General features: G+C 53.4%; 10 protein-coding genes. 6 read left to right on the top strand and 4 right to left on the bottom strand.

The genetic code is table 11. The features are described from left to right. Positions 1-4,765 (bottom strand): hypothetical protein (locus ACLHIL_RS08680; RefSeq protein ID WP_411297570.1); only part of this gene is annotated, 4,765 nt, incomplete at its 3' end. Between the two features lie 673 nt (positions 4,766-5,438). Here ACLHIL_RS08680 and ACLHIL_RS08675 point away from each other — a divergent pair. The 3 genes from ACLHIL_RS08675 to ACLHIL_RS08665 are packed head-to-tail and all read left to right on the top strand — an operon-like array spanning position 5,439 to position 8,018. Then, on the top strand, positions 5,439-5,978 hold the full coding sequence (locus ACLHIL_RS08675) for a cyclophilin-like fold protein (RefSeq protein ID WP_411297569.1): 540 nt from the start codon (positions 5,439-5,441) through the stop codon (positions 5,976-5,978). A gap of 7 nt (positions 5,979-5,985) precedes the next feature. Beyond that, a complete protein-coding gene (locus tag ACLHIL_RS08670; protein ID WP_411297568.1) occupies positions 5,986-6,849 on the top strand; it encodes a DUF3737 family protein in 864 nt (287 codons plus the stop codon). Beyond that, the gene (locus ACLHIL_RS08665) at positions 6,846-8,018 is read left to right on the top strand and encodes a MalY/PatB family protein (RefSeq protein WP_411297567.1); all 1,173 of its coding nucleotides are present in this window, start codon (positions 6,846-6,848) and stop codon (positions 8,016-8,018) included. The genes ACLHIL_RS08670 and ACLHIL_RS08665 overlap by 4 nt, the downstream gene beginning before the upstream one ends. A gap of 632 nt (positions 8,019-8,650) precedes the next feature. Here ACLHIL_RS08665 and ACLHIL_RS08660 read toward each other — a convergent pair. After that, positions 8,651-9,082, bottom strand: a complete 432-nt coding sequence (locus tag ACLHIL_RS08660; protein WP_411297566.1) for a MerR family transcriptional regulator — start codon at positions 9,080-9,082, stop codon at positions 8,651-8,653. Positions 9,083-9,207: 125 nt separating this feature from the next. On the opposite strand from ACLHIL_RS08660, the gene ACLHIL_RS08655 reads away from it, so the two are divergent. The 3 genes from ACLHIL_RS08655 to ACLHIL_RS08645 all read left to right on the top strand — a co-directional run bounded on the left by ACLHIL_RS08655 (position 9,208) and on the right by ACLHIL_RS08645 (position 12,591). Then, complete coding sequence (locus ACLHIL_RS08655; protein WP_411297565.1) at positions 9,208-10,032, top strand: cupin domain-containing carboxymuconolactone decarboxylase family protein; 825 nt, start codon at positions 9,208-9,210, stop codon at positions 10,030-10,032. Positions 10,033-10,507: 475 nt separating this feature from the next. Then, positions 10,508-11,533 carry an aldo/keto reductase gene (locus ACLHIL_RS08650; RefSeq protein WP_411297564.1) on the top strand — a complete coding sequence of 342 codons (1,026 nt, stop codon included), beginning with the start codon at positions 10,508-10,510 and terminating at the stop codon, positions 11,531-11,533. A gap of 35 nt (positions 11,534-11,568) precedes the next feature. Continuing rightward, entirely contained in the window at positions 11,569-12,591 is a 1,023-nt protein-coding gene (locus ACLHIL_RS08645; RefSeq protein ID WP_411297563.1) for a zinc-binding dehydrogenase, read from the top strand. Positions 12,592-12,873: 282 nt separating this feature from the next. On the opposite strand, the gene ACLHIL_RS08640 is transcribed toward ACLHIL_RS08645, so the two are convergent. Both ACLHIL_RS08640 and ACLHIL_RS08635 read right to left on the bottom strand, forming a co-directional pair. After that, the gene (locus tag ACLHIL_RS08640) at positions 12,874-13,236 is read right to left on the bottom strand and encodes a hypothetical protein (RefSeq protein WP_411297562.1); all 363 of its coding nucleotides are present in this window, start codon (positions 13,234-13,236) and stop codon (positions 12,874-12,876) included. 181 nt (positions 13,237-13,417) lie between these two features. Then, the coding region (locus ACLHIL_RS08635; RefSeq protein WP_411297561.1) for a hypothetical protein at positions 13,418-14,402 on the bottom strand (985 nt) is incomplete at its 5' end.

Below are 14,402 nucleotides of genomic sequence, written 5' to 3'. Positions count from 1 at the left end.
CCACATCAGAAACCGTGACATTACCCGTATTCGTCACCTCAAACGAATACGTAATCGTCTCCCCAGCAACCAACACCGACTTATCCGCCGACTTCACCAACGACAACCCCGGCTTATGCTCCGACGGAATGGAAACCGTATTCGACTGCGCCGATACGTCCGTATTCGCCGGAGATTTACCGTGTGCGGTTGCCTGGTTATCCAGTTTGCCTGCGTCAACGTCTTTCTGCTTGACCACATAGATGGCATCGAAGGTCGTTTCTTCACCTGGCCCAAGGATGACATCCGCGCGTTCTTGGATATTGATACCTTCTAGTGGATCCTGCACCGCAACATTGCTAATCGTTACGTTTCCGGTGTTCACAACCTTAAAGGTGTAGGTGATGAGATCGCCAGCCTTGAGTTTGTAACCAGCCGGCTGTGTTGAGGCTTTCTCTATTGCCAATGCCGGTTCTTGCTTAGCTGACAAGGTTACGCCACTTACTGCACTCGGTTTTTGCCCATCAGGCGCAGTACCTGTTGCCGTAGCTTCGTTCTTGAGGCTACCGCGATCCATATCCTTGGTCGTGATGGTGTACGTTGCCGTACCCGTCGCAGTATCCCCCGGAACAATGCTGGTCTTATTAAGCTTGATAGCTGACAATCCGTCCAGTGGATCCTTCACCGTCAGATCAGAGAGCGTGACGTTACCCGTATTCGTCACCTTGAAGGTATAGGTAATCAAGTCACCTGGTCGATACTGATACCCCGCCGGCTTATCCGTCGTCTTTTCCAGGCTAATGGCTGGTTTACGCGGAATCTCTAGCTTCACTGAGCTGGAGTGTGATACCGCTGTTCCCTTCGGCGGAAGCGCATTAGCAACCGCTTTATTCACCAGTGTGCCCGCATCGATATCTGCTTGCGTCACGGTGTATTCCGCTGTTCCTCGGGCTTCTTGACCGGGAGCAAGTTCGGATCGATCTAATTCCACATTCTCCATACCCGGCAAGGGATCATCCACTCGCACCAAGCTGAGCGTCACGTTACCCGTATTGCGAATGACGAAAGTGTATGGAATCTTCTCGCCAAGCGTGAACGTCTCACCGCTCTTCTTCGTCGTGCTCTTTTCAAAATCCATCCCTGGATTTTGCTCTGCCGTGAGTTTATTCGTTGCCATCGCACTATGAGAGGTGTCTACCGGATCTTTCACAACAGCCGAAGCGGTATTAATTAATTCTCCTCGGTCAACATCTGCCTGCTTCACCGTGTACTTGGCGGTTCCAACTGCAGACTTACCGGGAGCGATCTCGGTTGGCGACATCGTAATGGCCCCCACGCCAGGCAGCGGATCAGTGACCGTCACGTCATGCAAGGTCACATTGCCGGTATTTGCCACCGTGAAGGTGTAGGTGATCTCATCACCAACCGTGAGCTTGTATCCGTCCGGACGATCATTCGCCTTCGTAAAGCTCATCGCCGGCTCACGATCCAGCACAACCTTGGCCGATCCCATGTTGTAGTGCATACCGCCTTGCGGCCCGCGGCTGGTGACCATGGCAGTGTTATTGATTCTGCCATTATCCAGATCAGCCTGCGTAACTGCGTACTTTGCAGTGGCGGTCGTTGAGGCTCCCGGTGCAAGGGTATTGACCGGCAGTGCAACGGTGCCACCCAGCATAGGATCTTCCAGAGCAACATCGTGCAAGGTGACGTTACCTGTATTCGTCACCGTAAATACGTATGTGACTTCTTCACCTAGCTTGTAGTTCGTCTTGTCTGCTGGAGTGAACTTTTTATCCAGCTCAATCCGAGGCGCTTGCGGGACGTCCAAATGCACGGTATCGCTCGCCTCAAGTTTCTTCCCGTTCGTATCAGTTCCGCTGGCCGTCGCGGTATTTTCCACATAGCCACGATCAACGTCCTCTTGGGTCACGGTATGTTTTGCACTGACGGACGTAGACTTACTCGGAGCTAATTCGGTGACGTCAAATTTCGTCGGCATGCCCGGCATCGGATCATTCAACGCCAGATTATTCAGCGTCACGTTGCCGTCGTTGGTCAAAGAGAAGGTGTACGTAATCACGTCGCCGAGCTGCAACTTGGCATTTTCCGGCTTATCACTCGTCTTTTTGAAGGTAATTGCCGGCTTCTGATCGCCAACCAACGTCACCGTATCGGTCTTTTCAATCTTGGAACCAGAGGCCGTGGTAAACGATGCTTTTGCCGTATTCTTCAGGACTCCCCGATCAACGTCTTCCTGGGTCACGACGTAATCCATCGTTCCTTGCGCACTCTTCCCAGGATCAATATCCTGCGGGTTCATCGTGATGGTCTTGCCTACAAAGAGCGGATCATCAACCACGAGGTTACGCAAGGTCACGTTTCCGGTGTTCGTCACCGTGAAGGTGTACTTGACCGTATCACCTTTCTTGAGCTTGTAGGTCGCATCTTTATCCGTCGTCTTTGTGAAGGTGAAATCGCGAATACGCTTAATCGGCGCTTCCGCGGTACTAATACGGGAGATTTCCTTGCCGTCTGGCGGTGCTGCTTTTGCGCTAGCAGTATTCAGGATGCTGCCTCTGTTCATATCATCCTGAGTTACTGTGTACTTCGCCGTGCCCGTCGCGGTTTGACCGGGCGTAAGGGTGGTAGGAGTAATAGCGACTGACGCGATACCAGGGTGCGGATCTTCGATTCGGAGGTTATTCAGAGTGACGTTTCCGGTGTTCTTCACGGTAAAGGTGTAGGTCAGTTCCTTACCTACTGCCATTTCCTCTGCCGGCGGATTGTTCACAGTTTTGGTGAACACCATATCCGGGCTGCGATCAGCCGTCAGCGTTGTGGTGGCCTGCTTGGACAGCGGAGTACCCTGACCATCCTTGACGCTTGCAGTGGCGTTATTTACCAGTGTGCCCCGATCGACGTCTTCCTGAGTCACCCGATAGGTGGCTTTCGCCGTCACTGTTTCATTCGGCGCGATAACCGTCTTATCTGCCGGCGTTGTCGTAATCGGACCAAGATTTGCCAAGGCATCACTAATCTTCAAATCCGAAAGCGAGACGTTTCCAGTGTTGACTACCGTGAAGGTGTACTCGATTTCATCGCCGACATTCAGACGGTAGTTGCTGTCCTTGTTGCTCGTCTTAGTGAAATCAAAACTTGGCTTGGCTGTTTCCGTCTTCATATTTGACGTACTTGACGCGGTGCCACCCGAGGAGGCCTTGCCGTCTGAACCGGCATAATTGACTTCCACTTTGTTCACAATCGGAGAGCCGACGCCTTTTGCGTTGACCTTAGCTTGGTACTTGTAGATCGTTTGCTGGTTGTAATCCAGATTTCCACCAGTACTCGCAGTAGCTTTGTTGCCGACGTGCAACTGTATATTGCGGGTGTCGCTCAAATATTCGGAGTCGTCGTCGCCTTTCGCGTCCGTGCGCTTTACTGGTGAACCATTTTCCATGTGCACAATCGAACCAGGGATGTAATCCACACCCTCGGGGAGCGTATCGGTTGCCACTGTCAAGGTTGCAGTGTCATAACCGATATTCTTCATATCCAAGGTGTATTCCAGGATGTCGCCTTCTTTAGCTAAGCCATCGGGCGTGGTGAGGTTCTTAACCGTCTTATTTGCCTTGACATCCGGGGCATACTGTTCAATTTCCGTGGTAAGCACTGTGGGGTAGTAGACGTCGCCCGAAGTTCCCAGGTAGAAGCCCAATTTATCTTGCTTGTTCTTCAGCACTCCGTCGATATTGATGACTTTGGCATCGATACCCATGTTGTTGAGGAAGTTTGGGTTACGATCAGTTTGCTGATTACCCTCATCCGTCACTCGGGAGTTAAAGAAATTCGTCGAGGGGCTACCGTTATCTGACACCCGAGGATTCTTCTCCGCTGGCGTCTCGCCAACTGTCATGTAGTCGCCGGAATAGTAGCCGTCGCCTTCCCAGGTGACCGTACCAACTTTGGCGTGGACCGGCCCGCTCGGAGGGGTAACTAGGCCCGTCAGTGAAATAGAGACGGCGCTACCGGAGACTGTTTGATGGCCAAAGAATACCGACATGTCATTCTTAGGCTTGGAATCATCCTTGTAAACAACAACCAGTGACCATCCCGCATAGGTATCCAAACCCGTTGAAAGGGCCACATCTCCAGCCCAATACGTTCCCTGACCGCCGGCTTTCACCAGTTCTGTGACGTCGGCGTATGCCGTGTAATCTTTCTTATAGTTGGTGAACCGGCTAACTTGTACCGGGCGAATAGTGGTGTAGTTCGGCGTTTTTGGAGTCTTGAATTTGATTGGGAACCCTTGCGAAACCACGGCATCGCTCGCATTTTGCCCGTTCGCCATCGTGCCATCTGCTTTCCGATAGCCGGATCCAGCGATAGTTGACGCACCCCAAATAAGGAATGCCTTTTCAACAGTTGCGCCCGGATTGATAGTGATATTTACCGACGTTGAGGATGTCGTCGTTTCCGGACTGCCGTCAAGATCAATGGGGCTCATGAAGTATGAGTTATTCATCGCCGTCGGATTATTCATGGCAGCGTTGACGACGCTTGCCCCATGAATATCAACAGAGGGCATCATCAGGGTATTTCCCGTGATCTTAATATTTCCCTTTGCTTGAATATTATAGATTCGCGAAAAATTGGTTTGCCCATTCACTGTCGCAGCAGTGGCAATCCCAGAAAATCCGGAAATTCCACCCATCAACATGATGGCCAAAAGAATTGACAATGCCCGGACCCACAGCACGCGGGCCTTCTTCACCGACATCAACATTGCATCGCTCCTACCGTGACGCAAAAATCGACAGAATAACCCGCCAAGTATAGCAAGTTAGCGACGGCAACATAAGGGGCTGACGTCTCAGTTTGATTACAAAACTCCTGGCTTTTCACTGACCCATCGGAGGCGCACCCCCTTGCAGATGCGCCGAACGTCAACCATCAAACCCCTGGCTATTTCCAACTAGCCCACTGGCAACCCCTCGCGCCATTATCTCGACATTAAAATTGAATGAATCAAAACAAATATCTGACAGACACAAATCAAATAATTACCCGACGGGATGCGGCGCTACCACAGGCATACCCAGCCGCGAGGAACCCCCTTTCCAACTCTCGCCCCCCCCCTGTAACCAGTAGAGGTGAATACGGCAATATTGCGATATCGGCGCCAGGCTCGTAAACATATACATCCACATCAGCCCAAACAACACCGAATCTCAGCCCGACACACAAGGGGCGCATACACCCATACACCCCTATCCCGCCCACTACTGCCATGCCCCAATCGCCAAACCCCACCTCTTTAACGCACACGATACAACCCCTGGCGCACATTACCTCGATCACACACTCATGCAATTGACTTAGAGTTAAGTTTAAGTTTTAGGGTGATTGTACAAACAGTCTCCCTGCCATCCCGCCATCACTAGCTAAGGAGAGCAAGCATGCCAGCGCGCATATCCGCTTCTACCCGACTAGTCCTATTATTGGCGCTACTCGTCAGCCCATCTGGATGCGCCACCACCCAATCAACAGACGCTCCCCACGAGCATCACAGCTCCACCCCATCCAGCAATCTCGCACCCGAGGAATCCACCGTGAATACCACCGCACTCTTTTTAACAATTGACGGACACCCCCTTGACGTCGCCTGGCAAAACAGCGCAACAGTCAGCCAGCTTGCCCAATTAAGTGAATCTCAAGCACTATCCCTCAACGCTCAGCCCTACGGCGGATTTGAATTAGTCAGTGAGCTACCTACAAAAATCACTCGCTCCGATCGGCCCTACCGCGCCACCCGTGGCGATATCCTGCTCTACCAAGGAAATACCCTCGTCGTTATGCTCGGGCAAAACTCATGGGAGTACACCCCACTCGGAAGAATCACCACGAGCTCCCTGCCCGACCTAGATTCAATCACCCCTCATACTTCACACGTTCTCACCCTCTCCCATTCCACACCCTTGCCAAGAAAGGACGGCTGACCGCAATATGCCCCTCCCCTACGCACAGACCCTCACCAGAGAAGTCCACACGGGCGAACGCTCGCTTTTCCATGCACACGATCTCAACATCGTTGATAGCACTTTTCTCAATGGCGAATCTCCCCTGAAGGAAAGCCAGCACCTCGCTATCGAATCCACCAGCTTCCAATGGAAATACCCCCTGTGGTATTGCACCGATATTGAGCTACGCAACTGCGCATTGCTTGACACTGCGCGCTCCGGTATCTGGTACACCAGCGACATCCGCATATCAGATTCCCTCATTGCAGCACCTAAAACGTTCCGACGCTCACAGGGCATAACACTCACACATGTCGATATGCCCAATGCGTTAGAAAGCCTGTGGTCCTGCACCGACGTCACAATGCACGACGTCAGCGCCCAAGGCGATTACTTCGCCATGAACTGCCACAATCTCACCGCTCACAACCTGCGACTAACTGGGAACTACGCCTTTGATGGCGGGCGAAATATCGAAATTCATGACGCCATTTTGCTCTCAAAAGACGCCTTCTGGAATTGTGAGAACGTCACCGTTTACAACTCGACAATCGTCGGAGAGTACCTCGGATGGAACTCAAAAAATCTCACCTTCATCAACTGCACTATCGAGAGCCTGCAAGGACTGTGCTACATAGACAACCTCGTCTTACGTGACTGCCGCCTGATAAACACCACCTTAGCCTTTGAATACTCCACTGTAGCGGCACACATAACTGGTCGAATTTCTAGTGTCCTCAATCCACGTCAGGCACATATTCAATGCGAGGGAATCGACGAGCTAATTTTAGACCCCGATAAAATCGATCCCACACAGACCGTTATTCTCAACCCGAAAGCCACATCATGACCAGCCAATTTGATAATATCGTTGACCGTCGCCACACCAATTCCATGAAGTGGGATGTTGCCGATCACGAATTGCCTATGTGGGTGGCAGATATGGATTTCCCAACTGCGCCCGTCGTACACGAAGCCATTATTCGCCGTGCCAACCACGGAATTTTTGGCTACACCGACGTCCCTAGCGATTTCAGCCAGGCCCTCTGCTGGTGGTGGCGCGAACGGCACGGATGGCACATCCAGCCCGAATGGCTTCACTTTTGTACGGGTGTCGTCCCAGCGCTTTCCTCTATGGTTCGATCATTAACCGACGTGGGAGATCGAATTGCTGTCATCACCCCGGCATACAACATCTTTTTTCATTCCATCCTCAACAGCAATCGGCAAGTCGCTCCCTGCGATTTACGTTATGACAACGGAGAATATTCCGTAGATTTCCCGGCGTTGGAAGCCACGCTCGCCGATCCGAAAGTCACGCTGCTAATCTTGTGCAACCCGCACAATCCCGTGGGAATACTGTGGGATCGGCAAACGCTGGAACGAATTGGCGATATGTGCGACCGGCATAAGGTGACGGTTATCAGCGACGAGATCCACTGCGATATTAGCGCTCCCAACTGCTCATATATTCCGTTCGCCGCAGCTTCACCAACCTGTTCCCGCATTAGCGCCACCTGCCTATCGGCAAGTAAAGCCTTTAATATCGCAGGAATTCAGGCCGCTGCCGTCGTTGTTCCCAATGCGCAGTTGCGCGAGGATATTGTGCGCGGATTAAATCGGGACGAAGTGGCCGAGCCGAATGTTTTTGCAATCGATGCCACTGTGGCAGCCTTTAGCCCGCGCGGTGCTCAGTGGTTGGATTCTTTACGTCGCTACCTTTGGGAGAATCGACGCCATGCCGAGGATTACCTTGCTAAATATCTGCCCGTGGTGCGTGCAATTCCCGCTCAGGCCACATATCTGTTATGGCTTGACTGCTCTGCCATCACGACAGATAGCACGAAGTTGACCGCATGCATCCGAAAAACTAGTGGTTTAGTCCTTTCCGATGGTGCAATTTTCCGTGGAAATGGTCAGGAATTTTTGCGATTAAACCTTGCCTGCCCGAGATCTCAGCTTGATGACGGCTTACAGCGCTTACGCACAGGCGTCTTGGCATATCTCGCCCAGGCATAGTATCTGCATAACGCCTGGCCAAGTTGGTAACGAGCACCCACCAAACATCGCCCGTAAAAGCGGGAAGAATAAGGATGAGGAGTCGATTTACAACAGAGCTGTGGGCAGAACTGACGATAGAACCGATGCTCGTGGTGGCGAGGAACTCCGGAATATCATGGCAGTCGAACTGACGGTAGAACCAGTAGCAGAGTTGACGACAGAAAAACACAGACTGCGGCTAATCTCCTCCTGGTCAACGATCCCACCCCATGTTTCAGATCAGTACTTTTTATCCAGTTTCATATAGTGCTGACGGTAATTAGCCACCAAGCGGCTACCGAGTAGTAGCAAAATTCTCGGCAGAACTACCAGCAGAAACCACCAGCCCATCGGAGGCGCCCCCTTGCAGATGTGCCGAACATCAACCATCAAACCCCTGGCTATTTCCAACTAACGCACTGGCAACCCCTCACGCCATTATCTCGACATTAAAATTGAATGAATCAAAACACATATCTGACAGCCACATCAAATGATTACCCGACGGGATGCGGCGCTACCATCTGCGGCGCCACTAACCCGCACTGCAGATACTTCCAGCTCTGCCTAGCGGAAAACCCGACTAGCCTCTCTGCATTTTCTGCCCTGGGCTACGAGGTTTTACCTTTTCGCGGATTGGCACACTGCCGATCTTTATATAGCTCGAACAAATCGACGTCCTGCTCCGCAAGCTCAGATTGATACATGCGAATCTTGTACTGCACAAGTTCCAGATTCGTCTGGTAATGCGCCAATTTATCAATTAAATGTTGCTCGTGACGAAGCATGATTTCCAGTAGCTCGCGCTCTGCCCCCGCGACCTTTGCACGGCGTAGCTTTACGTAGCGAGCGAGGTCAGCAATGCTCATGCCAGTTGATCTCATGTGGTCGATAAATTGCAGCCAGGCAATATCTTCCTCACTATAGCGGCGCACACCAGCCGGAGTTCGCGCCGGTTCTACCAGGCCTTCCTTTTCGTAATAGCGCAGGGTTGAAGCCGGTAAATCGCACATCTCAGCGGCTTTTCCAATGCTGTACTCCACGGCTGCTTCTCCTTTTCCACTGGTTTACCACAAGGCTTGACTTAAAGTTCACTTCATGTTTTACCGTGGCTATATCGAAACGGCAAATTATTCTCGCCGTCAATCAGACTTAGGAGAACACGACGATGAGCACCTCATCAGCCGACTGGCAACCAGTTGATCCTCGATTTTTCACCGGAAACGCCCGATTGCGTATGGATACCGTCGCGCCAGAAATAGCAGTTGCCGCCGTTCAATTCGACCCCGGATGCCGCAACTACTGGCACTTCCATCCCGTATCCCAAACCTTGATTGTGACCGACGGATTAGGCATCTACCAGGAAGTTGGGCAGCCAGCTATCGTACTGCGCCCAGGGATGACCCTCTATATCGGCCCGGACGTCCTACATTGGCATGGCGCAACTCCGAACTGCGCTATGACGCATACGGCCATCACGCTGAATGATCCCGAACGCGGCAACGCCATCTGGGCACAGGAGGTTGACGAGGAAACCTACCTCCGAGCTTATGACCAGCTTCAGCTTGACGAGCAATGCACCCCGAGCGATCCCGCAGGAGAACGCGATGCCACCCTATCCCCGTCATCAGGCAATACGAATGAGAATCCGTCCCCCAATCACCCCATCACTACACATCGCCCCGTCACAGCCGGACGCGATCAACTCGGAACTTTCGCGCCGATGTTCGCAGAACTAAATGATGACGTGCTCTTCGGGCAGGTATGGGCACGCACGGACGAACTATCAGCGCGCGACCGCTCGCTCATCACCATCACCACCCTTATGGCCAGCGGTATCACTGATTCCTCCCTCCGTTTCCATCTCGATACTGCTCGAAACAATGGCATAACCAAAGCAGAGATTGCCGAAATCATCACCCATGCTGCGTTCTATATGGGATGGCCGAAAGCCTGGGCGGCCTTCAATCTTGCCAAAGACGTATGGGTCTAGGTCTAAACCTCTCCACAGCACTGTTTAGGAACGAAAAGGCGGTTGAACATGTTTGGAGCTGACGACGTACCTCCCCAACAACAGGTATTGCCCGAAAGGCGAACCTCAAAATACGTATGACCCGCAGGCATAAGACCCGCTTTCAGCTAGGAAAGCAACGTTCCTCACTAGCATACGTACCCGCTGTCGGGTGTGGCGTGGCTGCGGATCACGCTTATTGCTTAGCCGGCAGATCCGTCAGTAGATCGCATACCCCACTTACCGGGCACACGATTCACCAGTAATACTGCAAAAGCAGAGCATTTACTCAAGCAGCGGTAATCACCCCTAGCCAGCATCGCCGCACCCAACATAGCTCCCCACCCCCCCCAGCAATACCCAGCCAACACAGCAAGACGAGTCAGCTCGGCACGCGAACACGGTAATGGCTTCCATACCGTCAGGATCATGCCGCCCTACCTGAGAAGAGATACCAATGAAATACATCCACCTTCCCCATACTGACCTACTCGTTTCCAATATCTGTTTAGGAGGAATGAGTTTTGGGCAGGCTGGTAACGGATGGCACGAATGGACCTTAGATGCCGAGGTCAGCGAAAACATCATCGCCCACGCCTTTGAGCGCGGAATCACCTTTATTGATACCGCAAACTGTTATGCGCATGGCACCAGCGAAGAATACATTGGCAAAGCATTGCGCAATCTCGGTATTTCACGCGATCGCGTCATCCTCGCGTCAAAAGTATTCTTTAATCCAGGTGGCAGCTCTGCCGAAGCTATCACCCGTGAAATCGACGGCACCCTACGCCGACTCGGCACTGATTACCTTGACCTATACATCCTGCACAGATTCGATTACGCCACCCCCATCGAAGAGACGTTGCAGGCACTCGACACCCTTGTTCGCACTGGGAAAGTGCGTGCTTTGGGGGCTAGTGAAATGTACGCCTATCAGTTCCACAACCTCATCCACACAGCCGAGCGCAATGGTTGGAGGCCCTTTTCCACCATGCAATGCCATCACAACCTGCTATATCGGGAAAACGAACGGGAAATGTTGCCCGTCTGCCGCCAATACGGGGTTCTACCGACGCCGTACTCTCCGTTAGCCTCCGGGCATCTCGCCCGAACGAGCTGGAACGCCGATTCCTCCCGCAGTCGCACCGACGCCACCATGCGCAATAAATACGATTCCGCACAGGAAAAAGCACTACCCATCATCAAGCGAGTAGGCGAAATCGCCGATAGGTATGGGGTGTCAATGGCTCAAGTCGCGCTCGCCTGGCAGTGGGCACATGGGCCGTCTGCCCCTATCGTTGGCTGTTCGCGACCCGAGCGAGTAGATCAAGCAATCGCAGCCCTCGATCTTGAACTATCTGCCGACGATATTGCCTACCTAGAAGAACCATACTGTGCTCACGAACTGGTTGGACCACTCGCCCGCCCAGGAGAAAAAGCCCTCGCCGGCACGGTTCAACCTGGTTCAGGGAACACAAATTAAATACGCCATCATTAATCACACCTAAGGAGTTCTATATGCGCGCCGTAATAATGGACGGTCCTGGCCATCCCATCGTCACAGACGTTCCTGATCCACGGATCTGCGAACCGACCGATGCCGTAATTAAAATTCTTCTCGCCTGTATCTGTGGCTCGGATCTGTGGCCATATCGCGGATTAGAAGATGCCCAGCAGCTACGGATGGGGCATGAATACGTCGGTATCGTCACTCAGATTGGCAAGGAGGTCACGACGGTATCGGTTGGAGATTACGTCGTCGGTTCTTTCGCTATCTCTGATGGCACCTGCGAAATCTGCCAAGCTGGCTACCCATCGCGCTGTCGGAATGGCTCTTTCGTTCACGGATCCATTGGCACACAGGCAGAATATGCCCGCATCCCGTATGCAGATGGCACTCTCGTTCGGCTTGCTGAAAAGCCTGACGAGGACGTGCTCCCCTCGCTGCTAGCTGCTTCCGACGTGCTGGGAACGGGATGGTTCGCTGCCGATGCCGCCGGAGCTGGCCCGGGGAAAACTATTGCTGTTGTCGGTGACGGGGCAGTCGGGCTTATGGGGGTATTGGCCGCCCGTGAATTAGGAGCGGAGCGGATCATTATTTCTTCACGTCGTCCGCAACGCCAGGCGCTGGCTCGTTCATTCGGGGCGACGGATATTATCGTCGAACGTGGCGAGCAGGCAGTGGCAGCAGTTCGGGAATTAACTGGTGGATACGGAGCACATGGCACGATTGAAGCGGTCGGCACGCAAGAATCCATGATGCAGGCTATTGGTTCGACTCGCCCAGGTGGTTCTGTTGGCTACGTCGGGGTGTCTCACGGGGTCAATCTGCCAGGTGGAGATCTGTTTTTTGCGCTGATAAAGCTGCAAGGTGGGCCAGCGCCTGTCCGACGTTACCTGCCGGATTTGATTGACCGGATTATGCGCCGGCAAATCAATCCAGGGGCAGTCTTTGATATGGAGCTACCGCTCGATCAGGCTGCCGAGGGCTATCGAGCAATGGATGAGCGTACCGCCGTCAAGGTGCTATTGCGCCCATAGATTTATCGTTTCACTGTTGCTATAGGCAGCTCAATAGAGCTGTGCCTTGCACGGACAGGTAGCGGTGACACTTCGTTGCTACTCGGGGTGACCGTTATTAACGGTTACAGCGTGTGGCTCGAAGCCGTGCTAACTGGCGCGGCAGAGCCCCCTGCCTACCCGCACAATAACCCCTGCCTACCCGTACAATATGCCCTTGCTTACCTGCACAATGCTGCCGATGGGTGGCGGAACGCCGAATGTTCCGCCACCCATCGCTCGATATATCCTTGCCCGCTACCGCTATCCGTTACGGCGACGATACAGCCCAAGCAGTACCGCTCCGGCGCTGAGGAAAATACTGGCAGCCACTATCGCCACCGCACTGTGCGCTCCCGTATAGCTCAGATGTGGAGCAGGAGCAGTGCTGATAATACCCGCATGCGGATCAGGCGTTGCTACACCTGGCTGCGGTGTGACCGCTCCTGGATTAGCTGGCTGTGGGGTCGGCACAGGCGACGGTACCGGATCCGGCTTTGGCTGCGGCACGGGATTAGGATTGGGATCAGGATTCGGCGTCGGTTCCGGATCTGGGGTTGGCTCTGGTTCTGGAGCGGGCTCCGAACGCGGATCCAACCGCAAGGCCGTCACAGCATTCTTCAACAACAGCGTCGTTGCGCGCAGATCATTTTGTGATCGCTGATAGAAGCACGTATGCGAGATAGTGTTGCTGTTTTCGTGATTCTGTATCGCTCGTGAGGCAAGCGTTATAACGGCAAACAGTAGGGGCGGCTGATTTCTCAGCCGCCCCTATCCGTGTGAACTATTTAGAAGTAGTTCTTAGGGGTTATGCATCGCGACGACGCAGCACAGCCAGGCCGCCCAAGAGGAGCATAGCCAGAGCAGTAAGTCCAAGCGTCATAACGCTTGCACCCGTGTGCGCCAGGATTCCGCCCTTAACCGGACCGCGAGTCTCAACGACCGTGCCAGCAGCCGGAACTGCCTTGCCGATGAGGACCTTGACGATGTCGGAAACGGAGTCACCCTTCTTCACGATGACGGACACTGCACCACCTTCGGTGGTCTTGGCGGGATCAACCGGAATCTCCAACTTGCCATCCTTGACCGGAACTTCCGTGCCGGTACCCGTGGTCCACTTACCAGTGGTCGGATCCTTCTTGACAACAACCTCAGAACCGTCAGGCATGGTCACCACGACGGTGTCGCCGATTAGCGGCTCGCCAACGCTGACCTTGTTGTCGCCCGCGTGAATCGGGTCAACGGTCGGAGTGGTCGGCTTGTCAGTACCCGGAGTCGGCTTGACATCCGGCTTACCAATCGTCACCTTAGTCTCTTCCGAAACGGAATCGCCCTTCTTGGTCACGACAGTAACCTCGCCACCTTCAGTGGTCTTGGCCGGATCAACCGGAATCTCCAACTTGCCATCCTTGACCGGAACTTCCGTGCCGGTACCCGTGGTCCACTTACCAGTGGTCGGATCCTTCTTGACAACAACCTCAGAACCGTCAGGCATGGTCACCACGACGGTGTCGCCGATTAGCGGCTCGCCAACGCTGACCTTGTTGTCGCCCGCGTGAATCGGGTCAACGGTCGGAGTGGTCGGCTTGTCAGTACCCGGAGTCGGCTTGACATCCGGCTTACCAATCGTCACCTTAGTCTCTTCCGAAACGGAATCGCCCTTCTTGGTCACGACAGTAACCTCGCCACCTTCAGTGGTCTTGGCCGGATCAACCGGAATCTCCAACTTGCCATCCTTGACCGGAACTTCCGTGCCGGTACCCGTGGTCCACTTACCAGTGGTCGGATCCTTC

This window comes from Trueperella sp. LYQ143, assembly GCF_046599595.1.
Lineage (GTDB): Bacteria > Actinomycetota > Actinomycetes > Actinomycetales > Actinomycetaceae > Trueperella.
Note: the sequence above shows the minus strand (reverse complement) of the source record. Positions and strands in the feature narration are given on the sequence as shown.